The sequence below is a fragment of the Arthrobacter sp. K5 genome (assembly GCF_040448525.1).
GTDB lineage: Bacteria > Actinomycetota > Actinomycetes > Actinomycetales > Micrococcaceae > Arthrobacter > Arthrobacter globiformis.
The window spans coordinates 3,088,717-3,111,244 of record NZ_CP159279.1; the positions used below are offsets into that span (position 1 = coordinate 3,088,717).

The window sequence follows — 22,528 nt, forward strand, 5'->3', positions numbered from 1 at the left end:
GATTCCTCATGTCATCGATGTCAAGAAAAAAGCAGAAATTCATGTCATCGATGACATCCATTGCTTGAAGTTCCGTCCGCCATGGGGCAGGATGGAGGCGCAGGCGATTGTCACCGATGACATGATCAGGGTGCTCGCGAAGACATTTCCCGCGTCACGGCAGCCAGGGTGACGCGGCTGTTTGAAGCGGACGGTGAAGGAGCCGAACAGTGACTACCATGCAGGACGTGGCCACGCGCGCCGGCGTGAGCGCCAAAACGGTTTCCAGGGTTTTCAATGACGACCCGCATGTCACGGAAGACACCCGCGAACGCGTGCAGGCGGCCATGCGGGAACTCAAGTACGTGCCGAACATGCTGGCGCGGACCTTCCGCGAAGGCAAGTCAGCTGTCATAGGCATCGCAGTTCCCGACGTCGCCGATCCCTTCTTTGCAGCCGTCACAAAGGAAATCGAACTGGCTGCGCGTGAACAGGACATGGCAATAGTTGTGACCAGCCTGGGGGATGATCCATCCCTGGAGCGGAGCATCATCGAAACAACTGTCCGCCACCAGATCGGAGGCCTCATTATTGCCCCGATCTCCGCAGACCAGTCCTACCTCGCGCGTTGGCAGGACAGCTTCCCGATCGTCTTCATTGACCGGACGCCTTCGAAGTTCAACGCCGACTACTTTGTGGAGGACGACTTCGGGGGAGCGCGTGAAGCCACCCAGCACCTCATTTCACACGGGCACACGCGCATCGCCATCGTCGGAGATTCCACCGAGGTGCCCACCACAAGGCTTCGCCTGGAAGGATACCTGGCTGCCCTTGACAGCGCAGGCCTGAACGTCGACAAAGACCTGGTCATGCTCGGTTCCCACGACGCGGACTGTGCCGCTGCGGCCTGCAAAACGCTGCTCGCCTTGCCCGAGCCCCCAACCGCGATCTTCTCGTCCAACGCGCGCTTTTCGATCGGCGTTTTTCCAGCCCTTCAAACACTGAACCGAACCGATATCGCCCTCATCAGCTATGGCGACTTCACCATGGCGGATGTTCTCCGCCCTTCGGTGACCGTCATCGACCAGGACCCCCGCCACGTTGGACGCGTAGCGGCCGAACGCGTCCTTGCCCGGATTTCCGCCCCTACCAAGAGGTTCCGACGCAAAAACGTTCTCTCCGTTAAGCTCATCGAACGGCAGTCGTGCCAGTCCAGCCCGGCGCTGACTCCCCCTGAACCAAGCCTCATGACGGTTGGCTAACTGCGCCGTCTCGTGCCCTGACCGGCCCGTTGCAAACCCGACGGCTGGGCCGCCAAAGTGGCGGTAACCGCGTTTTGGTCGGGCCCGGAGATGGGGGCCGCACTCCGCCCGCCGATACAACCCTTCCACCTAGGGGCTATATCCAGCACAGAGAGGTGACCTTGCTCCTCCATCCCCACTCAACGACTGTCACCAGCCATCGCGAACTGGCACGCCTGATTGACTTCGCCAAGGCTTCAGCCGTTCCTGGCGGCTTCGGATTCCTTGACCGTTTCGGAGCCGTGGAAAAGAACCGATCACCCGCTAGCTTTGTCACTGCCCGAATGACCTACTGCTTCAGCATCGCCGCCCTGCTCGGCATGCCCGACGTCGAACGCTACGCGACCCACGGTGTTGCCAGCCTTTCCGGCACATTCCGGGACGAAACATTTGGCGGCTATGTGAGCTCCCTTGACGGGACACCGGCCGCGCAACGGAAACGAGCATACGACACATGCTTCGTCGCACTGGCAGCATCCAGCGCCGCCACCGCCGGCATTCCAGGCTCCAAAGCACTGACGGCGGACGTCTCAGACGTGCTCCAGGCCCGATTCTGGTCGAATGAAGCTGGCGCGTTCTTCGAATCCTGGGACCGGGAGTTCGCCGAACCCGAACCCTACTGGGGCGCCAACGCCAACATGCACGGGCTGGAAGCCCTGCTCGCACTCTACGGTTACACCCGAAACGCCGAGTGGCGGGAACTCGGGCTGCGCATCGCCGAGACTTTCATCAACACCCGGGCAAGGTCGGCCAAGTGGTGGCTTAACGAACACTATGGGCCGGACTGGACAGCGATGCCCGAGTTCAACGCCGACAATCCCCGCCACGAATTCCACCCCTACGGAATGACGCCCGGTCACCTGTTCGAGTGGAGCCGCCTCCTGCTGCAGCTGGAGTCAACATTTGAGCGGCCGCCGGCCTGGCTGCGCGAAGCAGCTGCAGGCCTTTACGAAACAGCCGTGAAGCACGGATGGGCTGCAGACAGCAAAGGGGGATTCGTATATACGGTGGACTGGGACGGGCAACCGGTCATTCGTGACCGCCCGCACTGGGTAACAGCGGAAGCGATCTCCGCGGCAGCGACCTGGACACGGCTGACGGGCTCCGCACGCTACGCAGGCCACCTGCAGCAATGGGCCACCTTCGCCCAAATGCACTTCATCGACACCGAACACGGCAGCTGGCACCCCCTTCTCGACCCCAACAACCGCCCAAGCTACACAATGTGGTCCGGGAAGCCAGACATCTACCACACGCTTCAAGCGATTCTCCTACCGCAACTGCCAGTCGCTGAGAGCACAGCGCGAGCGATCATGACCGCTCGAAACGACAACTGTCCGAGTTTCAGCTGATTGCCGTATCAGTAGGATTCCCCGTGAAGACCGACAATTCCACCGAGGGTGCGGCTCCGGCCGCCGGGCTTTACGCGGTATCGACGCGACTCAGCCCGCTCTTACCCCCGTGGCCGGCGCCCCCTGCAATCAGCACGATTCCTGAGGACCAGACACCGTCCCAAGACGGAGAGGAAACCCAAGACTTAGGGGTTTTTCGGCTGCTTTTAAGGCTGAGCAATCAGAGCCCCTTCCAACAACAGATAACGGTCCTTCAAACCTATCGCCCCTGGTGTCAGGTTAGGGTGTAGTTCAACCGGACGTGAACCTGCCACTCGGACATTCAGAAGAGAGTGCTGCCGGTTTGCCGGGCGGATGCGCGCCGTATCGGTGAACGGCTTGCCGACGGTAGCGGCTATAGCCGCCTCTCATCGCTTATTGGGTTTGCCTGCCCTCTTAGGAGGGGCAGACACCCGTTACGATGGCCGGAGCATCAGATCAGGAGCGGGAGCGGGTGGATTCTGAACGCCGGTCGATTTTTACGTCGAAGTCCAAGTCGGAGGCGTTTCCTACGAGCCCGCGGAGCAGGTACGCGCGGAGCGCGGCGTTTGTGGTCGTGTGTGAGGCGGGGAGGGCTTCGCCACTGAGCAGTGCGTACGAGTCGCCAATGTGGAACACGGACAGGAAGCAGTCCTTGAGGTTAGCTGTCTCCAGGCTCAAAACGGTGTTGCGGAAGCTGCCCTGCGCACCGTTTTTGGGCACCGCCGTCATGGAAAATGTCACTGCCTTGGCCATGAACCGATCCTCTGCTCCCGGCCCAATTTATTGCCTCGGGCCACCCCCGAAAGGGTAGTTCCTTGCATCAGGCCAAAGTAAGCCTTACCGGGCAGTAAGTTTGGCTGGATGAGATCAATTAGGCACCTTTCCCACTCGCACGCCAGGCCTCCGAGCAGCAGCCAAGCCCGCATTCGCTCGTGAGAGTGACGCCTGGGTCCTCGTTCAAGTCTGCGGGTGATGGCCTTGATGGTTGTCTCGAGTTTCCGGGCCACCCGTCGTTTGTTGTAAAACAGGGCTGCGCCACGGGCGCCCCGGTAGTTGATGGCATCGAACGGGCGCGTGCCGGCGTTGAGGAACGCGGCGAAAGCCTCGCCCGAGGGATTTTGTAACGCCTTCTGCAGATGACACCGAACCGCGGTAGGGCATAGGGAGAGCAGCTGTGATGCCGTGCCCGTCAGCTCAGGAGCCATCATGTCTCGTCTGGCCGCGCCGGGGAATATTGGGTGGGGCAATACTGTCGTTCTGATTAAACCGGGAGGTGACGGCCTGCTGCACATCAGGGCGCCCTCGATCGAAAGGAGGTAGTTATGGCAGCGATGGTAGCGGTGGGTTATGACGGTTCCGAACACTCTCAGCTCGCGCTGAAGTGGGCCGCGGACTTCGCGACCGCTTCCGGGGCCCGGCTGCGGGTGGTTCATGCGTGGATCTGGCCGCTTTTCACTCAGGATGTTGGACCGGTAGAGGGCGTAGCGGACAGCGGTCTGCGCCACGCCGCTGAGGTCATTGTCAAAGAGGGGTGCGATATCGCTGCAGAGATTTCACCGGACCTGAAGGTGGATGCCCGCATGGTTGCCGGCCTGCCCGGGGTGATCCTGCGGCAGGAGTCCCTCGATGCCAGCCTGCTTGTCGTTGGCAGCCGCGGGCTGGGGAGTTTCCTCGGGAAACTGGTCGGTTCGGTATCCCTTGACCTGGCCGGAGGATGCCCTTGCCCCCTCGTCGTGGTGCGGGCGCAACGGGAGGAAGGCAGGCCGGTGGTGGCCTGCGTGGACGGGCACCTGCGCAGCAGCAAGGTTCTGGAGCAGTCGATCCGTGTAGCGCAAACGCTCCAGACCGAACTGCGGATCGTTCATGTGGAGCATGCCGGGCCGCGGTGGAAGCCCCACCGTACGTCACAGTCGCACAGCCGCGACGTACTGCGAAACGCCATGCTCTGGGCGCAGGAGATGGACCCCAACCTGGCCGTGACGGAACAGCTTCTGACTGGACAATCCGTGACCAGCGCCTTGATCGCTGCCGGGGGAGAGGCGGAACTGTTAGTCTTGGGCGCTCATGGGCGCGAGGGGCACCCGGGAACACTTACAACCGTTCTGGCGCATGCTCGCTGCAACGTCATGATCGCCAGGTGACACTGGATGAGCGTCAGGACAGCAAGCCCGGGAAAGCGCAGGCAGGCCATGACGTGCAGATGGACCTGAGTGCTGTTGCCCAGGAAATGAGCTGGTCCCGGGCATCTTCTGCGGCCTGTCTGGGGGTGAAGGTAGTGACGTTTTTGAAGTCTGCGGCGAAGGAGAACGCCGTGGCGCTGACATCGGCCTTCTGCAGTTCATCGGCGATCGGGCAGGTTTTTGGGCGGAGCGTGATTGTTCCATTCCGCATAATAGGAAATCCCAATGTGTTCTTCAGGACCCGGGCACGGAGTGGTTGCATTCGGCCGTGACAAAGACGATGGAGCGGTCAAAACGGCCGGGGCGCAGCAGGACCGGGTCCAGAACGTCCGGCCTGTTGGTGGCCGCGAGGACTCCTTCGTGTGCTTCTTAGGCTTTCTTCGGGCCTGCCCGGTGGCCATCATGCCGGAAACAGCCAGGGGCTCATCATCTCGCCGCTGGTGGGGGGACCCTGCCAGAAACCGCAAGGGCGGTCGTTCATTTCGTGTCGGCAACCGCCGTGGAGACCTTAACATTGCAGCCTCCCGGTCCTATCTTAATGGTGCTGGGAATTCTTAGTGGTGCTGGAAATGCGATCCCCGGTCCCCGCATCCGTCGTAGGGGCCGGGCAGTAAACAAGGGGGTGGCAACGATGAACAGCATTATCCGTCGGGCAGGTTCTGACATCACCGAACAGTGGCGCCGTTTCCTTGAAGGGGACCTGGGGTCCTGGTTGCGGGTGGAGGAATACCGCGAGGACGGGACCTTGGTGGTCAAGGCCGAGGTACCGGGCATCGATCCTGCAAAGGACGTCGACATCACCTTGGTCGGGAATGAACTGCAGATCGAGGTCCGTCATGAGGAAAAGAGCGAGCACAAGGATAAGCGCGGATACCGTTCGGAATTCCGGTACGGCACCTTTTCGCGGACCGTAACGGTTCCCGGGCCCGTGGACGAGAAAGACATCCGGGCTTCCTATGACGACGGGGTCCTTGAAGTTCGCATACCCGTTCCCGATGATGCCCAGGCAGCGGCCCGGAAGATACCGATCACCCGCGGTACTGGAACCGGGGCCACAGGTTCCGGCACCGGAACGGAGGCGTCTACGGCGCAAACGTAGACGCCCAAACTCCGGGCGGAGCAGCAGGCAGGGCAGAACCGCGACCTGCCCTGCCTTGCTGTCGGTAAAGCTCACGAGGTTTCCTCAGCATTCCGGCTGGCGCGGTGCGAGGTTCCGACAGGTCGGACGCGTACCGGCGGCGGGAAACCGCCTGCATGAGCCCGCCGTCGCTGGCCGCCTACGTCATGGTCGACAAGGGGCAATGAAACGTCTGGTTCCCGGCGGATGCAGCTGAGGAATGGGTTGCCGTCTGCCACCAGAACTAGGAAGCCGATGGCGTCGATGATGGTCGGCCCCATGGCGGCTCCCACATGACTACTCCCGAGCCCGGCCAAAGCGGCGAGGACGCCGTAGATCATGCCGGCGCATCTCCTTGACGGGTGAATGCGGGCTGGAATTCCCGTCCCAGGTCGGGATGCGTTGCTGCGAGTTCCCGTTCGAGCTATTCCAAGCGCCTGCGCTCTTCATCTGACAGTGCCACGGGAATATTCGTCGCTCGATAAGTGCAGCAGTGACTGAAGGCTCGGAAGTCCCAACCTGCTGCGATGGCGAACGCACCCCTGTCTCCTGCACCGTGACTATCAATACCGGATAGGACTAGAACGCAGGCCGGGAGACGGGCTGATGGATCTGCGGTGCATGGGTCTTCACCTGCAGATGCGGCCACACCCGGAGCGCTCGGTTTTACGCCCTTTGACGGCGGCGCTGGAGTGCAAGAGACTTCTGGTTGACGGCAGTCGCACCGTGAACCTCTTGATGCAACGTGTGCGTACGGGTTCCGCGGATCGCCCGGGGCGGCATGACGATCAGGGCTGATTTCACCGTCTGCGCTTGATGTTTGGGCGGAGCAGCAGGAGTGTGATGGGTTGCATCCCATCACAGCCCGCACGGTGTATCGGCTAGTTGCTATCTGAGGAGCTTGTCCCGTCGGCGCCTTCCCGGCCGGTGAGCATCAGCAGTTCCGAGACAACCGGCCGTGGCTGCTGACGGAGTCTCACGTCGGGGGCCAGGCCCTCCACTTTGAGGTTTTCCCCTGTGACGGTCAGTGATATGCGGGAGTTGCCCAGGAGCAGGTTCTGCGCGCGCAAGGAACCGAAACCCGCCGGAATGACAGGATCCAGCCATAGCTCGTCGCCTGGGAGATATGGGTCCAGGCGCAGAAGTATGCGCATTAACTGCACGGGCGAGGCGGCGGCCCAGGCCTGGGGGGAGCAGGAGGTCGGGTAGGGGACGGGCAGGTCGTACTCGTCCCGGTCGAAGCCGCAGAACAGTTCGGGTAGCCGTCCGCCGAAGCGGATGGCTGCGTCGAAGAGTCCGGTGGCCAGTCTCCGGGCCTCTTCCACGAAGCCGTAGCGCATCAGCCCGGTGGCGGCGAGGGTGCTGTCGTGGGGCCAGACGGAGCCGTTGTGGTAGCTGACCGGGTTGTAGGCAACCATGTCCGATGCCAGGGTCCGGATTCCCCAGCCTGTGAACATTTCGGGGGACATCAGCCGTGCGGCGACCTGGCTGGCCTTGTCCTCATCCACAATTCCGGTCCAGAGGCAGTGCCCCATGTTCGAGGCGCACGCGTCAACGGGGCGCTTGTTGCCATCCAGAGCCAGTGCGTAGTATCCCTTGTCCGGCAGCCAAAAGCGCCTGTTGAATTCCTCCTTCAATCTTGTGGCACGGACTCCCCATTCAGCGGCCTCGTCCCGCCTGCCGGCGGCGGCAGCCAGCAGGCCGCGGCCAAGGTAGGCGGCGTAGACGTAGCCCTGAACCTCGCACAGGGCAATCGGCGGCTCAGCCAGCCTTCCGCCGGCGAAGGTGATTGCGTCCCAGGAGTCCTTCCAGCCTTGGTTGGCCAGGCCGTGCGGGGTGGCACTGTGGTATTCGACGAAACCGTCGCCGTCCCGGTCCCCGTAGTCCCGGATCCACTCCAGCGCCCGGTCCGCGTGCGGCAGCAGCGACTGGAGGACATCCAGTTCCATTCCCCAGCGGTTCAGTTCGGACAGCAGGATGACGAACAGGGCGGTTGCGTCTGCCGTGCCGTAGTAGACGCTGTGGTCACCGAGGGCAGCTCCGGCGGCGACGCCCAGGCGCACCTCGTGAAGGATTCGTCCGGGTTCCTCCTCGGTCTCCGGGTTGACCGAGGTGCCTTGCAGTTCTGCGAGGGTCTGCAGCGTGCCGAGCGCCAGGGAGGGGTCCACGGGCAGTGACATGTAGGCCGTCAGGAGGGAGTCGCGGCCAAACAGGGCCATGAACCAGGGCGCGCCGGCGGCGACAACTGCGCGCCCCGGATGGGCGGGGTCGAAGATCCGCAGCGAGCCGAGGTCTTCGTGGCTGCGCCGCAGCACCCGTGCGATCTCGTCATTGGCCAGATCCAGCTGGGGAGCTGATTCTCCCCAGGCCCGATGCCGGCGTGCCGCTTCCAGTTCGAACGGGGAGGTCGATGCGACGAACCGGTCCGCGGGCAGGCCCTGTTCCACCAGCGGGGTGACAATGATGTTCGTGGACCATTTTCCGCGCGCCGGAATGAGCGCTTCGAAGCGGAGCAGGCCTTCGCCCACGTCGGCACCCCGGCCGTGCACGAGGATGCCGCGCCGGCGGCGGTGACGGACCGCTTCGAGGAGCAGCTCATCGCCCTGGACCCGCCGTACCGGCTGCGCATCAGACATCGTCCGGCCGATTTTCACGTCGAAGAGATCCGCGAAATCCGACGCCACCTGCAGCTCCAGCACGCACTCGACCGGCTGCGCCGAGTAGTTGCGGATCACAATGTCCTCCCGCAGACCTGCCCCGACCAGCCGTTCGCGCTCCACCACCAGCGGCGAGTCCGCGTGCCCGCGTGCGCTCCGGGCCCGCCCGATGAAGACGGCCCGGTACGGTTCCAGAACACGGGGCAACAGGGGCTCGAGCGGAAGGCCGTTGACGGTCAGGCACCAGCAGGAGAGGATGCGCGTGTCCTGGTAAAAGAGGCCCTGTGTGAGGTCGGCAAGGATGTCCCCGCCGGCTGAAGAAATGCAGAAGGAGGATCCTTCAACGACCGTAACAGCGCCGGCGCCCGGCGGTCCCGCCGCTGGACCGGCGTTCCAGCCACCCACGAGTGGTGACTGCAGGGAGGGTGCTGTCCGGGTGTCCGAGGATTCAGGGGTGGGAGGATGCTCTTTCACGGGTTGCTCTCTTGAACTGCACGCAGCGGCCCTGTCTTCTTGAACAGGATGCCAAAAACAAGATCCGGGGTCGCTGCCTGCCTGAACTCAATCTTACGCAAGGAACCCCTCCTGAGGGCAGGCTTCTGGCAGCGCCCCCAGTGCGTGCGCAGCGGGCCACAGCCGTACCCTGGCCTTCACATGGCGAGCGTACGGGCCAGTGATAGGGGAATTACCTGCCTGCTGAACTGTTCAGGGGATGTACAACTCCATGTCCTGGGCGGTCTCTCCAGCAGGAGTGACGGAATCCGGGGTGGAGAGCCTGCCAGATCTTCAAAGTCCGGACGATATTCGATTCCGGAGATGACGGCAAGCCCTACTTGATCTGGTCCTGGTACAGGTTTTCGTGGGCCCGGCCAGACCCGGATGCAACCGGATGCAACCGGCATCTTCTTCAAAAGGAACCTGAAAGGACCCGCCCGCGCGCACCGGCGGCAGCACACTCACAGGGAATCAGCACAAAGGCCGCACCCGCCTGTCCCGCCCACGGGCAGAAAGGCGGAACGGCCGCCCGCAGGTCATTCCGGTCCGGATGGTTCGGCGCCGGGAACCGCCATTTCGCGCCACTCCGGTCAGGTGGGAGAGCGGACCGTGGGCGTAACAGCACATGCACCAGACCCCAGAGGAGAACCACCACGATGAGCGAGTGGCGCCGCTACGACTAACCCCGCCACCGGTGCCGCCCTCGCCGTGGTCCCCATCTGGACCGACAAAGAGGACAGCCAGCACCGTTCCTTTGGCGTGTTCTACCTGCCACCGGCAGGGGACATCTGGATGCTCCAACCAGGGTTCACCGGGTTCCTTGAACCCGGCGTTGACGACTTCGAGCGCCTGGTGGCCCTCCGCAACGACGCATTCCGCAAGGTGGACGTCTCGGATCTTGCCGCTTTCCCCCGCTGGCCGCGCGATCATGTTCGCCTCCGGCGCTCCAGCCGCGCTGCTGGAGAAGTGCCGGGATGAGCGCCCCCACGCCGAAGTAGTCCGGTACCGATCGCAGAACATGACCCGGCAAACCGCGCTGAATCCGCCCGTAACCGGGTGGGTCACTGCTGGAGCCTCAGATAAGTGAAGGCGTTGGGGAGTGCGACGACGAGCTGGACGGCGTTCACCAGCAGATCGTCCCGAGCATCTCGGGGAACGGGGAAGGAAACGGCGAGGATGCTCCCGAGCTGTTCTATCCAACGTCGCCGAGTTCATCAGCAAAAAGCGTGCAAACACCTTACCGCCGCCAGCTCAACGTGCAAGGCGGTGTGACCTGGTGCCCGCAGTGGTGAAAGCACGCCGAAGCGATCAGCCCCTCGAAGCGCTCTGGCGTGCCTGGGAGTTCCTGCGTCTGGAGGGCACAGCGGGGATGAGCGTGTGGTGGAGCGACCACGCAGACCACCACATGTCCGTTCTGCTCTCCACTGATGGGCCGTTCAAGGGCTGCACAACGGACGACGGACACGGTCCAAACTTGCCCCTGTACCCTGCGAAGAACCGCCCGTAATTTATGTGCGGAGGGACTTGAGCGCCGTTGCCCAGGAAATGAGCTGGTCCAGCAGCGGCTCCAGGGCATCTTCTGCGGCTTGGCTTGGAGTGAAGCTCGTGAAGTTTTCGAAGTCGGTGGCGAAGGAGAGTGCCACCTGGGCCCGGACGTCGGCCATCTGCAGTTCACCGGCGATCAGGCGCAGGTTTTCGGCGGCGCGGACGCCGCCGGCGCTTCCGTAGGAGACGAAGCCGGCGGCCTTGTTATTCCATTCCGCATAAAGGAAATCCAAAGCGTTCTTCAGGACGCCGGGAACGGAGTGGTTGTATTCGGCCGTGACAAAAATGAACCCGTCGAATCGCGAGACAGCCCTCGCCCAGGCCTTGGTGTGCTCGTGCTGGTAGTTGCCCAGCGACGGCGGCATGGGCTCATCCAGCAGCGGCAGGCTGTAGTCGGCCAGGTCGAGCATCTCAAACTCGGCACCTCCCCGAGAGGTTGCCCTGGCCATCACCCAGTCTGCCACCTGCCTGCTTCGGCGCCCCGGCCGGGTACTGCCGACCACCACGGCGATCTTCACCACACGAACCACTCCTTCCGGTAACGGGTATACCCGGCGTCATGTCACCGGGGTCATTTTTCAAGAACGCTGTCGATGAGGTCTTTGAGGATTTCCCAGAAGTCCCTGGCCCGGAAAGAGGTAACCGGTCCTCGTCCCTGGGCTTTCCGGACAGCGTTGGCAATAGCGATGGCTTCCGTAAAGAGTTCGGCGGTGACGGCCGGCACCCGTTCGGGTTCGAGGGCGAGGATGTGTTCGACCATCGCCCGGGAATGCTTCTCGGTCTCCCCGCCCTGATCCCGGCTCAGACGGCTGGGCTCCAGGCGGCTCCTTGCCGTGGTGATTCCCCGGTCCACGTGGGGGGCAAAACCGTCGTCCATGTACTGGATTGTCATGGTTCTCTCCTCAAATCTAGTTCCATTTCGGGAATCGTCCCGATGCGATTTCCCAAGGATCTACATCAGTTGGCACAGATTTAATAGCACTGGCGTCAAATGGTGACAAGGGATTCATCGGGCGGCCAGGGCAAGTTCAGGAGCCTGGTATTCATTCCTCCTGGGACCTGGACCTCACGATTGTCTTGCTGCAGCACCGGCGCCGGATCCTTGCGTACCAGGCCCACTGGCCGGCAGACCCGCATCCGGCATGTGCCGGCGCGGTTCCGCTCCGTCGGGTGTTCCGGTCCGTTCGATGCCCGCGGCAGCGTAGATCTCCTGTTCATCCAAGGTCTCCGCTTCCAGGAGCCGTTCCGCCAGAGAGTCCAGCCGCCGCCGGTTGTCCTGCAAAAGGGTGCGCGCGCGCTGGTAACACTCGGCCACCAAGGTTCTGACTTCATCGGCCACGGCGTCGAGCATGCCCTCGGAGACACCGGCGGTGCGTGGATCACCTTCTTCCGGAAGGACCTGGACCGGGCCGATCCGTTCGGACATGCCCCAGCGCCCGACCATCATGCGGGCCAGGTGGGTGCTGGTTTCAAGGTCGCTTTCCGCGCCGGTGGTGACGACGCCGAAGACGAGTTCCTCGGCGGCCATCCCACCCAGGGCACCCACGATTCTGCCCTTAAGGTAGTGCTCGTCGTAGCCGTACCTGTCCGTGTCGGGAGTGGACAGGGTCACCCCGAGGGACCGGCCGCGGGGGATGATGGAGATTTTCCGTACCGGGTCCGCTCCTGGCTCCAGCATGCCCAGCAGGGCGTGCCCGGACTCGTGGAAGGCTGTTCTCCGGCGCTCCTCCGCGGGCATGACGACGTTGCGGACGGTGCCAAGCTGCACCTTCTCGAGCGCGTCGAGCAGGTCCCGGTGACTGACGGCGGAATGTTCACGTTTGACGGCGAGCAAGGCCGCTTCGTTGATGAGGTTTGCAAGTTCGGCCCCTGTCATGCCCGGGGTGATCCGGCTCAGGGCGTCGAGGTCGGTGTCCTGTCCCAGACGGACGGTCCGGGAGTGGACCTGCAGGATTTGTGCCCGGCCTTTCTGGTCCGGGGCGTGGACGGTGATGGAGCGGTCAAAACGGCCCGGGCGCAGCAGGGCCGGGTCCAGGACGTCCGGTCTGTTGGTGGCGGCGAGGACGACGACGCCTTCGGAGGAGGAGAACCCGTCCATTTCGGTCAGGATCTGGTTCAGGGTTTGTTCCCGTTCATCGTGGCCGCCCACGGCAAGGGAACCGCTGCGTTTCCGCCCGATCGCGTCGATCTCGTCGATGAAGATGATCGACGGCGCCGCATCGCGGGCGGCCTGGAAGAGTTCGCGGACCCTGCTGGCTCCCACCCCGACGATCATTTCGACGAATTCGGAGGAACTGGCGTGGAAGAACGGGACCCCGGCTTCTCCCGCCGTCGCCCGGGCCAGCAGTGTTTTTCCTGTTCCGGGCGGGCCGCTCAGCAGAACGCCCTTTGGTGGTTTGGCTCCAATCAACCGGTACTTGTCGGGTGCTTTCAGGTAGTCAACGACCTCGGAGATCTCGGCCTCGACTTCATCGATACCGGCCACGTCCTTGAAGGTCACCCGGATCTTCCCAGGGTCCACCGGCTGGAATTTCTTCCCTCCCCCCATGCCGAACAGCCCGGATTGCCGCTTGAGCAGCCACAGGTAGAACAGGACGAGCAGCCCTATGGGCGCCACGGAGAGCAGCAGGTTGAGCAGCAGTCCCCGTTCCTGGATAGCAGGGGTGGCGCGCACTGCGACCTTGTTTCGCTCCAGAACGCCGAGAAGGTCATCGGCAGCGAAGGCCGGCCGCTCGGTGGTGAATTGCTGATAATTGGCTGTCGCTCCGGGCAGGGGCCGTTCCTGCCTCAGGGTTCCCTCAATCGTGTTTCCCCGGGCGAAGATTTCGGAGACGTTGTTGGACGCCACCTGTGCCTTGAATTCTGTGTATGGTACGGGCTGGGGACGGGCTGACTGATCCTGAATCGAGAGCGCGGCAAAGACAGCAACGTATAGCAGGGTGGCCCACAGTGCCCACTTCTGCCAGGCTCCCCAGCCCCTGGAACCCTTTGGGGAGCCTGCGCCGCTCTCACCACCCGGCAGACCCTCCGTCCGCCAGGGAACCGCACCCGCACCGGCCCCGCTACCCGGCCGGCCATCAGCTTCGGTCTTTTGATCAACAACCGGGGAACGATCCGGCATAGCCCTGCACACCTCCACTTCTTCTGTTTGGAAAGGAACTTTTCCTGGCATGGCCGCCAACGGAGGGGCTTGACCGTCACTGGACCCTCCGGGCGAACCATGGTTTGGTCCTGGTGCGCCGGTCAGACGTGGCCGGTGGCAGTTCCGCGGCTTGTTCGTCGGTGAGGGCGCAACGGATCTGCGTGGTTGTCATCCGCTCAATCGAGTCCCGGGGCACGAACCTCGGGCCCGCCCCGGTGGCGACGACGATGCCGTGGAAAATGTCCCCTCTGTCATCCAGGACCCGCTCCAGCGTTCCAAACGCCCGTCCGGAGCGGGAGATAACCGGCGTCCCCCTCGCCAGGGCTGTGTAGGCAACCGGCCGGCCCTCATCATTCACCGCTGTCACCCCCTTCCTGGAACATTGGTCGGCAGTCGTGAAGCCGGAAATGGTTGGGTCAACAGGGGCGGCGATCCCTGTGTGGTCCCCGGCCGCCTGCGGCCGGACACCAATGGAACGGTCCCCGGCCGCTCGCGCGACCTGGGACCGCCGGTTTAGGACAGCCCGTGCGCTGCTGCTGCATGTGCGCTACAAGGCGCGGTGGCGTTGCATTTCTGAATGCCTACCGCCCGATGAGGCAGCGTTAGCGTGTAACGGGCGTCCCGTGCCGGTCTGTTAAGCCGCGTTGATCTGGGGCTGCTGGCCTCCCTTGGTTTCGATTTCGATCTTTCGCGGTGCGGCCTGGGCGGCCACGGGAATGCGCAGGGTCAGAACGCCGGCGTCGTAGCCTGCCTTGATGTTCTCCGTCTCCATGGCGTCCCCCAGGATGAGCTGTCGGCTGAAGACCCCGCGGGGGCGTTCTGCTGCCACCATCTCGGTGCCTTCGCCGACCGGGTCCTTCCGTTCGGCGCGGACAGTCAGGACGTTCCTGTCAACGCCCAGGTCAATGGAATCGACCTCGACTCCGGGCAGGTCGAGAGCAATGACGTATTCCTCACCTTCCCGCCACGCGTCCATCGGCATGGCGGCGGGATGGGCCACGGTGCCCAGCACCTGTTCGGCGAGGCGGTCCAGCTGACGGAACGGATCGAGCATCAACATGACATGCCTCCTTGATCATCTTCGACCGGATCTGCATCCGCTGACATAGATTTAAATAGCACCGGCCGCCGCCCCGTGCAAGAGTTTCCGGGGGCTCTTATGCCCAAAAAATCTTGCGCCTGCGGCGTGGAAGTGCTACTAAATCTATGGTTGGTGATATAGATCCTGATGAGGAGAGGGAGAGAAGGCGACGGATATTGCTCAGGGCGGCGGGCACCCGTAGCTCAGCTGGAAGAGCAGGGGACTTTTAATCCTCGGGTCGTGGGTTCGATCCCCACCGGGTGCACACCTGAACAGCGCACCGGACTCCCAGTCCGGTGTGGATCCAGATGAAAGGGCGGTGATACGAGATGAATCCGGAGCTCCAGGGGCTGAGGGCGCTGGCTGCAGTCATAGCAACCGCCGAAGCCACGCTGGACGTGGCATGCCGGACCCTTAGGGAGTCCGCCACGGCATTGCTGCGCACCGGAGATGCCACCCTTGCCGAGGTCAGTGAGGCCACCGGCCTGGACCAGGGTGAACTGCTGGAGCTGCTCAGCCGGAACCTTCCAGGACGGGAACCGTCCTGGAAGCAACCCGGGATCGCAGGACTGTCCTAGAGACAGACGTTCAGCTCCCGGGCCGAAGCCAGACCCATAAGATGGCTGCCCGCCGGTGCGCGAGCATGGAAGCCGCGGCCGCCAGGGACGAATCCCGGGACGGTGTCATCTATCCGCTCCGGGTTCGAATCCTTGGCCGCTGAACGGAACGCTTCTGCACGGAACAGTGAGCCGGAATGCCGGGCGGGAGCTCTGCCGTCGCCGGCGGGTCGCTGACCTTCCCGCCCGGCGGTCCGTCCGGGGCCGGAGCCCCGGGCCGTTCGGGCGTTCGTGCTGGAGAAGCTTCGCCGGCGCCCGTCGGCTGTACGCCGGCCGTCCCTGCCCCTGCTTGCCTTATACGCCGTCACTGTTGTCGTTGTCCTTGATCGGGCGGGAGGTGCGGGCGCGCTTTAGTTGGCGCCGGAGCCGGGTGTTGTCCATTTCCAGTTCCAGCACCTTGGCCACGCCCGCCAGGTTGAGCCCCTCATCGAGGAGTTCTCCGATGCGGCGGAGGACCGCGAGGTCGGATTCACTGTACTGGCGGGTGCCTCCCTCTGTTCGTTTCGGGGTGAGCAGGCCGCGGCGCTCATAGAGCCGGATGTTCTGCTGGCCCGTCCCCAGCAGTTCCGCCACCACTGAAATGGCGTACAGCCGGCGCCCGCTGCTGCGTTGGTTTGCCATGAGTTTCCCGTCAATTTCCATGGATCGTCCTCTTGCACCAGTTTGTCACCAGTGCTATAAGAAATCTATATCCACTGTCACAGATACCCGGCGGTGGGTAGCCATGGAATCTAGATGCTGAAGGGAGTGGGAAATGATGCTTATCCGTACTGACCCGTTCCGTGAGCTGGACCGGCTCACGCAGCAGGTCTTCGGAACAGCAGCCCGTCCGGCGGCCATGCCAATGGACGCGTGGCAGGAGGACGGGGAATTCGTGGTGGCGTTTGACCTGCCCGGGATTTCGCCCGACGCCGTGGATCTGAACGTTGAACGGAACGTCCTTACCGTCCGGGCAGAGCGCCGGGACGCCACCCAGCCCAACGTCGAGCTGGTGGTCTCCGAGCGGCCGCGCGGCGTCTTCAGCCGCCAGCTCATCCTTGGCGACACGCTGGACACCGAGAACATCAAGGCCAGCTACGACGTCGGTGTGCTGACACTGCGGATCCCCGTTGCCGAACAGGCAAAGCCGCGGAAGATCGAAATCGAAAGCAAAGGCCAGCAGCAACAGATCGGAACATAACGCTTCGATGCACGCGAAGGGGCGGCATCCGGAATCCCGCGTCCAGGCGCGGGACCGGAGGCCTGCCCCCTACTGCTGCCACTGCAACCGCAATACGCAAAAGAATCCTGCCAGCAGCAACAGGCTTCATGATGACCAGACCTGTCCCGGACCACTACGCAGTCCTGCACGTTTCCGCTGACGCAACGTCACGGGAAATCGCCCGCGCCTACCGCGCCCTCATGCGCCGGCACCACCCCGATGTCGCCGGCGGTGAGTCCGCGCCCGCCGAACTGCAGCTCATCATGCAGGCGTTCTCCGTGCTCCGGGACCCCCAGCGCCGCCGCGCCTATGACCGTGAAGCCGCCCGCACCAGGAAATCTGTTCCACCCGCCAGGGCGACCGGGCCTCAGGAACATCCTGAAGCGGACGCTCAGGGGGCGCGCCCACGGGCAGAAAGGCGGAACGGCCGCCCGCAGGTCATTCCGGTCCGGATGGTCCGGCGCCGGGAACCGCCATTTCGCGCCACTCCGGTCAGGTGGGAGAGCGGACCGTGGGCGTAACCGCACATGCACCAGACCCCAGAGGAGAACCACCACGATGAGCGACTGGCGCCGCTACGACTCACACCTGATCCCGGCCTTCCACGAGCGGTTCGAGCAGCGCTGGGGCAAGGGCACAGCACCGTTCCTGGACCCCGAGGCCCACGAGGAGCCACTGCCCCGCGCACAATGGATCAACCCCGCCACCGGTGCCGCCCTCGCCGTGGTCCCCATCTGGACCGACAAAGAGGACAGCCAGCACCGTTCCTTTGGCGTGTTCTACCTGCCACCGGCAGGGGACATCTGGATGCTCCGACCAGGGTTCACCGGGTTCCTTGAACCCGGCGTTGACGACTTCGAGCACCTGGTGGCCCTCCGCAACGACGCATTCCGCAAGGCCGTGTCCCACGCCAACGAATTCCTCTTCGGCCCGCCACCGCTCGTGGAGTGACCTTAGTTTTCCGGCCTGCAGGGTTCAAGCCGAAGAGCTTCGGTCCGGACAAGCAGTGGCTGTCTTCGATCCGGAAAAAATAGTGGTTGCCGGGGGCGTTATTCCACCGCGGGAAGGAGAAGGAGCGCCGGGTGTCCACAGTGCAGGACCGGGCAGCAGTTCACGGCCTATGCGTGGACGGGGACGGTGCCGATGACCAGTGTGCCCTGGGCAGCGGCGTGGCGGAGGTCGAGGCCATTGGGTGTGATGATGAGGTTGTCCCCGCTGATGACCAGGACGTGGCCGCCGCGGGCGGCTTCGAGCCACAGCGCGTCGGCAGGCTGCTCCGTGCGGAGCTGGTCCCGGAAGAGGTTTTTGCCGCGGATGCTGAGGGTGATGAGGCCCTGTGGTGTCACGGCGAAGCTGCAGCTCGCAGACGTTGCGGTGGCCCCTTCCAGGATGTCGCCCAAATCCGGGCTCAGAGCCAGCTGGAAGCCATGGAAGAGCAGAACCGAGACGAGGGCGGAGGTCAGGTCGCCGTCGTTCTCCCGGAACGTCACGACCGGGACCAGCGTGTAGGCCAGCACCGGCACCAACCGTTCCTCTCCGTTAACGGACCGATGCGTCAGGACCAACCGGGCCGCCACAGGGGTGAGCTCGCTGGGAGCCCAACGGCCCCGCTGGACACTCAGACCGGGACCGCTACAGCCGCGGTGGCACACACAGTCGGTGAACGTGACGTAATTGGTGCCGTCCGGCCCGGTGCTTTCCGTGACGTTCACCAGCAGCGAGAGCGGCTCACCGGGTTCCAGGGGCGCCCGGCACGCGGCGCACGCGCTGGCCATCGAGGCAGCCGTGAGCACGTAGTCAACCGTGTCCCTGCCTTTGAACGACTCCAAACGCCTGTCCCAGGCAACATTGCGTGTGACTGGCATTGCAGCGAACCCCGTCCTCCTCATACTCCAGGAACTTTCTGGTCCCGGGGTCGTGTGTCTCCTTCGTCTTCTAGGGCGCGGTCCCCGGGTCACGGGTACCGGGGACCGCGCCGGGGGAGGGGCACCTGGCCGCTATTGCTGCCTGCCAGGCAGAGAGGTATGGCGTCCGGCGCTCCTCCCTGTCGGCTAAGCGCTGATCTGCTGTTGGGCGCCCTGGCCGCTGGTGATTTCGATCTTCCGCGGCTGTGCCTTGGCCGCGACCGGGATCCGCAGGGTCAGCACCCCGCCGTCATACCTGGCCGTCACGCTTTCGGCATCCAACGCGTCGCCGAGGACCAGTTGCCGGCTGAAGACGCCCTGGGGCCGCTCAGCTGCCACCAGCTCGGCACCTTCGGGAGCTGTGTTCTTCCGCTCGGCTTTCACGGTCAGGACGTTCCGCTCGACGTCGACGTCGATCGAGTCAACATCCACGCCGGGCAGGTCGACCGCGACTACAAACTCGGAGTCCGCCCGCCAGGCATCCAACGGCATGGCGGCCGGGTGCGCGGCCGTGCCGAACACCTGCTGGGCAAACCGGTCCAGCTGGCGGAGCGGATCGCTCATCATCAACATCACATACCTCCTTGTTCACGTGTTTCACGGGCGCGGATATGTATCCGCTGATATAGATTATTTACCACTTCCGTTAACCTCTGGCAAGGGCCTGGACGGGTGAAACTCCGTCCCGTAATGAGGAAAGGAGGGTGGCGTGGTTGCGTCCCACCTCGTTCGGCGGCGGAGGGGAGCTCCCCTCTGTGTAGGTTGCCCTGTGGAGGCTAGGGCGACATCCGCGTCTTAACGACGCGTTGTCGCTGGCGGCGCGGCCGGCGCGTCGCCGGGCGGACAGGCGGGACGGACCTGTCACGCCGGTGCGTCCGGTGGACACTCCGGCCCGGAAGGTCAGCCTTCGCATTCGGTGCAGTACTTTTTACCGCCTTTTTCACGGGCCAGTTGGCTTCTGTGGTGGACGAGGAAGCAGGACATGCACGTGAATTCGTCGGACTGGACCGGCACGACGTGTACGAGCAGTTCCTCGTTGGAGAGGTCCGCGCCGGGCAGTTCGAAGGATTCGGCGAGGTCTGCCTCGTCCGGGTCGATGGGCGCCCCGCCTGCGGCGCCGGTTTTGTCGGTTTTCAGTTCCTCGAGCGGTTCCGTGGCCTCGTCGTCCTGTGTCGCCCGCGGAGCATCGTAATCGATGGACACCCCTGATGCTCCTTCCTCTGGTCATGGGCAAAGCTTCGTAACCAAGTTCCAACCTCAAGGGCAAGGGCCTTATTCCCCGTGGACGGGACGTTCCAGGCGGTAACGCGGGGCGGGCAGTACAGCCCGCGCAATGCCCGTTCCTGGGATTGCCGTTCCGGCCCATTAGGCAGGCGTGTACCCTATGAGGCTGGGCGGGCGGCCAGCGGAACTTTGACCTCCTGTCGGGTCGTTCCTCGGCGGAATTCGACGGTCACCGTCTGCCCGGGGCTCTTGCCTCTGAGCGCGGCGAGCAGGTCCTCAGGGGTTGCGAGCTCGGCGCCGTCGAGCCTCGTGAGGACGTCACCGGGCCGGATACCGGCCTTGTCTGCGGGTCCGCCTTCCTGGACCGTGAGTGCCAGCGCCCCGCGGGTGTCCGGCAGCCCCAGTTCTTCGGCGATTTGCTGGCTGATCTCGCCCAGTCCCAAGCCTATGAAGGAGTGCTCGGCAGTTCCGTCCGCGCGGAGCTGGTCTGCCACCTTCACCGCGGTGGCGGCCGGGATGGCGAAGCCGAGTGCCACAGCCCCGGACTGCGGGGGTATGTAGGCCTCACTGATTCCGACCACTTCGCCCCTGCTGTTCACGACGGCGCCGCCGGAGTTGCCGGGGCTGATTGCCGCATCGGTCTGGATGAGGTCGACGAGGGACTGGCTGCTGGACGACGACCCCGGTATCTGCCGGTGCAGGCCCGAGATGATGCCCGCCGTGGCGGTGTTCTCAAAACCGAGCGGCGAACCGATCACCACGGCCAGTTCACCGATCCGGGGCAGGGCAGACTGGAATTTGGCGGCCGGGAGGCCCGTCCGCTTTGCCTCCACCAAGGCAAGATCCGAGACCGGGTCCGTTGCCCGTACCGTTCCGGCCACCCGGCGGCCATCGGCGAAGCCCACCTCCACACTGCTGTTTCCGCGCACCACGTGCTCGTTGGTGAGGATCAAACCGTCCTTCGAATACACCACGCCGCTTCCCAGCCCGCCATCGGTAAAGACAGTCACAACAGAGGGCTGGACGTTGCTGACAATTGTGGGAATATCGACCTGCCCTTGGCCCGGTGTGATCTGGCCGTCTGGTGCACCGCCCGAAGCACTCCCTGATGCGCCGGCTTCGGCACTGCCCGAAGACTGCGGTGATGACGGAACCGGTACCTGCCCGGGCGCCGTGCACCCCGATAGGATTGTTGCGAGTAGCGCCGCCGCACACATGCCCCCGCCCATGCGGGAGATACGGGGCGGTGTTGGCTTCCGGGGGTGCATCGGAACTTCCTTTCCTGTTATGTGGCCTGTGCCGGCGGCGCACCCCGGCACGAGAAGCATCCGCCGAGGTCGGCGCCCCCGTGTCCGGCCGCCCCGGCAGACGCTGGTCAGCCGTTACGGCGGGGACGCGTGCAGGTTCCAAAGGCGAGAATATGCTCGACCAGAGCCGTGGAGTGCTTCTCCGCCCCCGCCCTGGGTCCTGCCCCACGGCGCTGGAGTCAAGACGCGACCTTGCCGTTCCAAGCCCTGTCAACACGGGGAGCGAAACCGTTGTTCATGTACTGGATCGTCTTCGTCTTGCCTCCGTTTGGAATCAGGGCGGCGCCACTGTCCTGACTAAGTGGACAACATGGCTTGTGATGTGAAGGATGGTGCCTTCCCGGCTTGGCCCATGAACAAATCGATCTATATCCACTGACATAGATTTAATAGCACCCGTTTCGGCCGCTGACAAGATACCGTCCGGCAAGCGCCCCCAGCTTCGGACGAATACTTCGGAGCCTGCGTTCTCCCCTCGGCGACTGGTCAGGTCGGTTAATATTGATTTGCAAATCAAAAATGGGCGCACGGTTCGCTACGCTCTGGACGATGCTGCCCACCCCTCTCGCCGTCGCCTCCTACACCTACGAGGCCCTGCGCGTGGCGGGAGCATCGAATGCTGCCCTCATCAGCTGCGATTGTCTCCGCACCGGACCTCGAACAACCGCTCACCCGAAACCGGAGACTCTGTGCAGACAGTGTCTGCACAATCAGCTGAAATCGGCGCGGAACCGGCCGGCGGAACACATAGTTTGCACAGCACCCGGTCTAATCAGGATTGCCCCTGGAAGGCAAAGGCATTCATGACACGGACACGTCAGAGAACGAACCGGGTGCTATTGCTCGATCGGCGCCGGACGCGCATCGAAGCCCAGTCACCGGTGATGGCGGTGTGTGGTTTAACCATCGGGCAGGTCCACAAGAGCTCTGATCCTGCTGATGAGACTGCGTTAGCCAGACGGGGGAACGCACGGATGGACTAAGAGGAAAGGACCGCACGCCTCAGTCTCCGGCACCTGCGTATAGAAGGTATCGTTGCAAACACGCTGGTCATCCGGCCCTGGTGAATGACCGCTATCAGTGAGGACGGCCGCGGACGTGAAGGACAAGGACACATAAGCGCGAGGGCAGGGTACGTCGGCTCTTCGATGTCCTCAGTATCCAGCGACTACAGTTAGGGACTGCCAGTTGCATGATTCGACGGCATTGCTCTGGGGTACCAGCGCCTTTTCGGGCGGGATTTCCTGCGGACGGCGACGCGTGAATCTGAGGCTAAATACCAGTACAACCTGGTGTTGGGTCACCATCAAACAGGTGGTGCCCGGCTCAAGGCTAGCGACGCGACCGGCATTCTCCACCCTGCTGAAGAAGGGGATCCGGCTGGTAATCATCAGGTCTGCACACG

At 63.7% G+C, this 22,528-nt stretch carries 23 protein-coding genes, 1 tRNA gene and 1 pseudogene; 11 read left to right on the forward strand and 14 right to left on the reverse strand.

What is annotated here, in order from left to right; all coding sequences use genetic code 11:
* Positions 1-218: 218 nt before the first annotated feature.
* Both ABRP34_RS13960 and ABRP34_RS13965 read left to right on the forward strand, forming a co-directional pair.
* Positions 219-1,241: a LacI family DNA-binding transcriptional regulator gene (locus ABRP34_RS13960; protein WP_353713362.1), complete on the forward strand. Its 1,023-nt coding sequence runs from the start codon at positions 219-221 to the stop codon at positions 1,239-1,241.
* A gap of 155 nt (positions 1,242-1,396) precedes the next feature.
* Entirely contained in the window at positions 1,397-2,632 is a 1,236-nt protein-coding gene (locus ABRP34_RS13965; protein WP_353710626.1) for an AGE family epimerase/isomerase, read from the forward strand.
* 477 nt (positions 2,633-3,109) lie between these two features.
* On the opposite strand, the gene ABRP34_RS13970 is transcribed toward ABRP34_RS13965, so the two are convergent.
* Complete coding sequence (locus ABRP34_RS13970) at positions 3,110-3,406, reverse strand: hypothetical protein (RefSeq protein ID WP_353710627.1); 297 nt, start codon at positions 3,404-3,406, stop codon at positions 3,110-3,112.
* A gap of 569 nt (positions 3,407-3,975) precedes the next feature.
* Between ABRP34_RS13970 and ABRP34_RS13975 the strand changes: the two genes are divergently transcribed.
* Positions 3,976-4,794, forward strand: a complete 819-nt coding sequence (locus ABRP34_RS13975) for a universal stress protein (protein WP_353710628.1) — start codon at positions 3,976-3,978, stop codon at positions 4,792-4,794.
* Between the two features lie 13 nt (positions 4,795-4,807).
* Here ABRP34_RS13975 and ABRP34_RS13980 read toward each other — a convergent pair whose 3' ends face one another.
* Both ABRP34_RS13980 and ABRP34_RS13985 read right to left on the reverse strand, forming a co-directional pair.
* Positions 4,808-5,044, reverse strand: coding sequence for a hypothetical protein (locus tag ABRP34_RS13980; RefSeq protein ID WP_353710629.1), 237 nt, complete (start codon positions 5,042-5,044; stop codon positions 4,808-4,810).
* A gap of 23 nt (positions 5,045-5,067) precedes the next feature.
* The gene (locus ABRP34_RS13985; RefSeq protein WP_353713363.1) at positions 5,068-5,157 is read right to left on the reverse strand and encodes a hypothetical protein; all 90 of its coding nucleotides are present in this window, start codon (positions 5,155-5,157) and stop codon (positions 5,068-5,070) included.
* A 307-nt stretch (positions 5,158-5,464) separates the two neighbouring features.
* Here ABRP34_RS13985 and ABRP34_RS13990 point away from each other — a divergent pair, with 307 nt between their 5' ends.
* Entirely contained in the window at positions 5,465-5,932 is a 468-nt protein-coding gene (locus ABRP34_RS13990; protein ID WP_353710630.1) for an Hsp20/alpha crystallin family protein, read from the forward strand.
* Positions 5,933-6,831: 899 nt separating this feature from the next.
* On the opposite strand, the gene ABRP34_RS13995 is transcribed toward ABRP34_RS13990, so the two are convergent.
* The gene (locus ABRP34_RS13995; protein ID WP_353713364.1) at positions 6,832-9,012 is read right to left on the reverse strand and encodes a glycogen debranching N-terminal domain-containing protein; all 2,181 of its coding nucleotides are present in this window, start codon (positions 9,010-9,012) and stop codon (positions 6,832-6,834) included.
* A 771-nt stretch (positions 9,013-9,783) separates the two neighbouring features.
* Between ABRP34_RS13995 and ABRP34_RS14000 the strand changes: the two are divergent.
* Both ABRP34_RS14000 and ABRP34_RS14005 read left to right on the forward strand, forming a co-directional pair.
* A pseudogene (locus tag ABRP34_RS14000) lies at positions 9,784-10,080 on the forward strand (hypothetical protein); the annotation flags it as partial.
* 121 nt (positions 10,081-10,201) lie between these two features.
* Entirely contained in the window at positions 10,202-10,609 is a 408-nt protein-coding gene (locus ABRP34_RS14005; protein WP_353710631.1) for a DUF4913 domain-containing protein, read from the forward strand.
* A 1-nt stretch (position 10,610) separates the two neighbouring features.
* Here the strand turns inward: ABRP34_RS14005 and ABRP34_RS14010 are convergent, their stop codons facing one another.
* The 5 genes from ABRP34_RS14010 to ABRP34_RS14030 all read right to left on the reverse strand — a co-directional run bounded on the left by ABRP34_RS14010 (position 10,611) and on the right by ABRP34_RS14030 (position 14,849).
* The gene (locus ABRP34_RS14010) at positions 10,611-11,168 is read right to left on the reverse strand and encodes an NAD(P)H-dependent oxidoreductase (RefSeq protein ID WP_353710632.1); all 558 of its coding nucleotides are present in this window, start codon (positions 11,166-11,168) and stop codon (positions 10,611-10,613) included.
* A 50-nt stretch (positions 11,169-11,218) separates the two neighbouring features.
* Positions 11,219-11,539, reverse strand: coding sequence for a hypothetical protein (locus ABRP34_RS14015; protein WP_353710633.1), 321 nt, complete (start codon positions 11,537-11,539; stop codon positions 11,219-11,221).
* Between the two features lie 174 nt (positions 11,540-11,713).
* Entirely contained in the window at positions 11,714-13,819 is a 2,106-nt protein-coding gene (gene ftsH / locus ABRP34_RS14020; RefSeq protein ID WP_353710634.1) for an ATP-dependent zinc metalloprotease FtsH, read from the reverse strand.
* A 25-nt stretch (positions 13,820-13,844) separates the two neighbouring features.
* Positions 13,845-14,156, reverse strand: a complete 312-nt coding sequence (locus ABRP34_RS14025; RefSeq protein WP_353710635.1) for a hypothetical protein — start codon at positions 14,154-14,156, stop codon at positions 13,845-13,847.
* A gap of 267 nt (positions 14,157-14,423) precedes the next feature.
* Positions 14,424-14,849, reverse strand: coding sequence for an Hsp20/alpha crystallin family protein (locus ABRP34_RS14030; protein ID WP_353710636.1), 426 nt, complete (start codon positions 14,847-14,849; stop codon positions 14,424-14,426).
* Positions 14,850-15,062: 213 nt separating this feature from the next.
* On the opposite strand from ABRP34_RS14030, the gene ABRP34_RS14035 reads away from it, so the two are divergent.
* A tRNA-Lys gene (locus ABRP34_RS14035) sits at positions 15,063-15,135 on the forward strand.
* A 64-nt stretch (positions 15,136-15,199) separates the two neighbouring features.
* Complete coding sequence (locus ABRP34_RS14040) at positions 15,200-15,448, forward strand: hypothetical protein (protein WP_353710637.1); 249 nt, start codon at positions 15,200-15,202, stop codon at positions 15,446-15,448.
* Positions 15,449-15,781: 333 nt separating this feature from the next.
* On the opposite strand, the gene ABRP34_RS14045 is transcribed toward ABRP34_RS14040, so the two are convergent.
* Positions 15,782-16,108, reverse strand: coding sequence for a MerR family transcriptional regulator (locus ABRP34_RS14045; RefSeq protein WP_353710638.1), 327 nt, complete (start codon positions 16,106-16,108; stop codon positions 15,782-15,784).
* 136 nt (positions 16,109-16,244) lie between these two features.
* On the opposite strand from ABRP34_RS14045, the gene ABRP34_RS14050 reads away from it, so the two are divergent.
* The 3 genes from ABRP34_RS14050 (at position 16,245) to ABRP34_RS14060 (ending at position 17,639) form a co-directional block, all read left to right on the forward strand.
* Entirely contained in the window at positions 16,245-16,667 is a 423-nt protein-coding gene (locus ABRP34_RS14050) for an Hsp20 family protein (RefSeq protein WP_353713365.1), read from the forward strand.
* A gap of 128 nt (positions 16,668-16,795) precedes the next feature.
* Entirely contained in the window at positions 16,796-17,209 is a 414-nt protein-coding gene (locus ABRP34_RS14055; RefSeq protein ID WP_353710639.1) for a J domain-containing protein, read from the forward strand.
* A 37-nt stretch (positions 17,210-17,246) separates the two neighbouring features.
* Complete coding sequence (locus tag ABRP34_RS14060) at positions 17,247-17,639, forward strand: hypothetical protein (protein ID WP_353710640.1); 393 nt, start codon at positions 17,247-17,249, stop codon at positions 17,637-17,639.
* Between the two features lie 167 nt (positions 17,640-17,806).
* Here ABRP34_RS14060 and ABRP34_RS14065 read toward each other — a convergent pair whose 3' ends face one another.
* The 4 genes from ABRP34_RS14065 to ABRP34_RS14080 form a co-directional block, all read right to left on the reverse strand.
* A complete protein-coding gene (locus ABRP34_RS14065) occupies positions 17,807-18,553 on the reverse strand; it encodes a hypothetical protein (protein WP_353710641.1) in 747 nt (248 codons plus the stop codon).
* 186 nt (positions 18,554-18,739) lie between these two features.
* Positions 18,740-19,165: an Hsp20/alpha crystallin family protein gene (locus tag ABRP34_RS14070; protein ID WP_353710642.1), complete on the reverse strand. Its 426-nt coding sequence runs from the start codon at positions 19,163-19,165 to the stop codon at positions 18,740-18,742.
* A gap of 327 nt (positions 19,166-19,492) precedes the next feature.
* Entirely contained in the window at positions 19,493-19,795 is a 303-nt protein-coding gene (locus tag ABRP34_RS14075) for a DUF4193 domain-containing protein (protein WP_353710643.1), read from the reverse strand.
* A gap of 179 nt (positions 19,796-19,974) precedes the next feature.
* Complete coding sequence (locus ABRP34_RS14080; RefSeq protein ID WP_353710644.1) at positions 19,975-20,826, reverse strand: trypsin-like peptidase domain-containing protein; 852 nt, start codon at positions 20,824-20,826, stop codon at positions 19,975-19,977.
* Between the last annotated feature and the right edge of the window lie 1,702 nt (positions 20,827-22,528).

Excerpts from the sequence above, each read along its gene's own strand:
- ABRP34_RS14030 (WP_353710636.1), bottom strand. The coding sequence starts at position 14,849 with ATGTTGATGCTCGATCCGTTCCGTCAGCTGGACCGCCTCGCCGAACAG.
- ABRP34_RS14040 (WP_353710637.1), top strand. The coding sequence starts at position 15,200 with ATGAATCCGGAGCTCCAGGGGCTGAGGGCGCTGGCTGCAGTCATAGCA.
- ABRP34_RS14070 (WP_353710642.1), bottom strand. The coding sequence starts at position 19,165 with ATGTTGATGATGAGCGATCCGCTCCGCCAGCTGGACCGGTTTGCCCAG.
- ABRP34_RS14065 (WP_353710641.1), bottom strand. The coding sequence starts at position 18,553 with ATGCCAGTCACACGCAATGTTGCCTGGGACAGGCGTTTGGAGTCGTTC.
- ABRP34_RS14060 (WP_353710640.1), top strand. The coding sequence starts at position 17,247 with ATGAGCGACTGGCGCCGCTACGACTCACACCTGATCCCGGCCTTCCAC.
- ABRP34_RS13990 (WP_353710630.1), top strand. The coding sequence starts at position 5,465 with ATGAACAGCATTATCCGTCGGGCAGGTTCTGACATCACCGAACAGTGG.
- ABRP34_RS14045 (WP_353710638.1), bottom strand. The coding sequence starts at position 16,108 with ATGGCAAACCAACGCAGCAGCGGGCGCCGGCTGTACGCCATTTCAGTG.
- ABRP34_RS14015 (WP_353710633.1), bottom strand. The coding sequence starts at position 11,539 with ATGACAATCCAGTACATGGACGACGGTTTTGCCCCCCACGTGGACCGG.
- ABRP34_RS13960 (WP_353713362.1), top strand. The coding sequence starts at position 219 with ATGCAGGACGTGGCCACGCGCGCCGGCGTGAGCGCCAAAACGGTTTCC.
- ABRP34_RS13970 (WP_353710627.1), bottom strand. The coding sequence starts at position 3,406 with ATGGCCAAGGCAGTGACATTTTCCATGACGGCGGTGCCCAAAAACGGT.
- ABRP34_RS13975 (WP_353710628.1), top strand. The coding sequence starts at position 3,976 with ATGGCAGCGATGGTAGCGGTGGGTTATGACGGTTCCGAACACTCTCAG.
- ABRP34_RS14055 (WP_353710639.1), top strand. The coding sequence starts at position 16,796 with ATGATGACCAGACCTGTCCCGGACCACTACGCAGTCCTGCACGTTTCC.
- ftsH (WP_353710634.1), bottom strand. The coding sequence starts at position 13,819 with ATGCCAGGAAAAGTTCCTTTCCAAACAGAAGAAGTGGAGGTGTGCAGG.
- ABRP34_RS13980 (WP_353710629.1), bottom strand. The coding sequence starts at position 5,044 with ATGCGGAATGGAACAATCACGCTCCGCCCAAAAACCTGCCCGATCGCC.
- ABRP34_RS14050 (WP_353713365.1), top strand. The coding sequence starts at position 16,245 with ATGCTTATCCGTACTGACCCGTTCCGTGAGCTGGACCGGCTCACGCAG.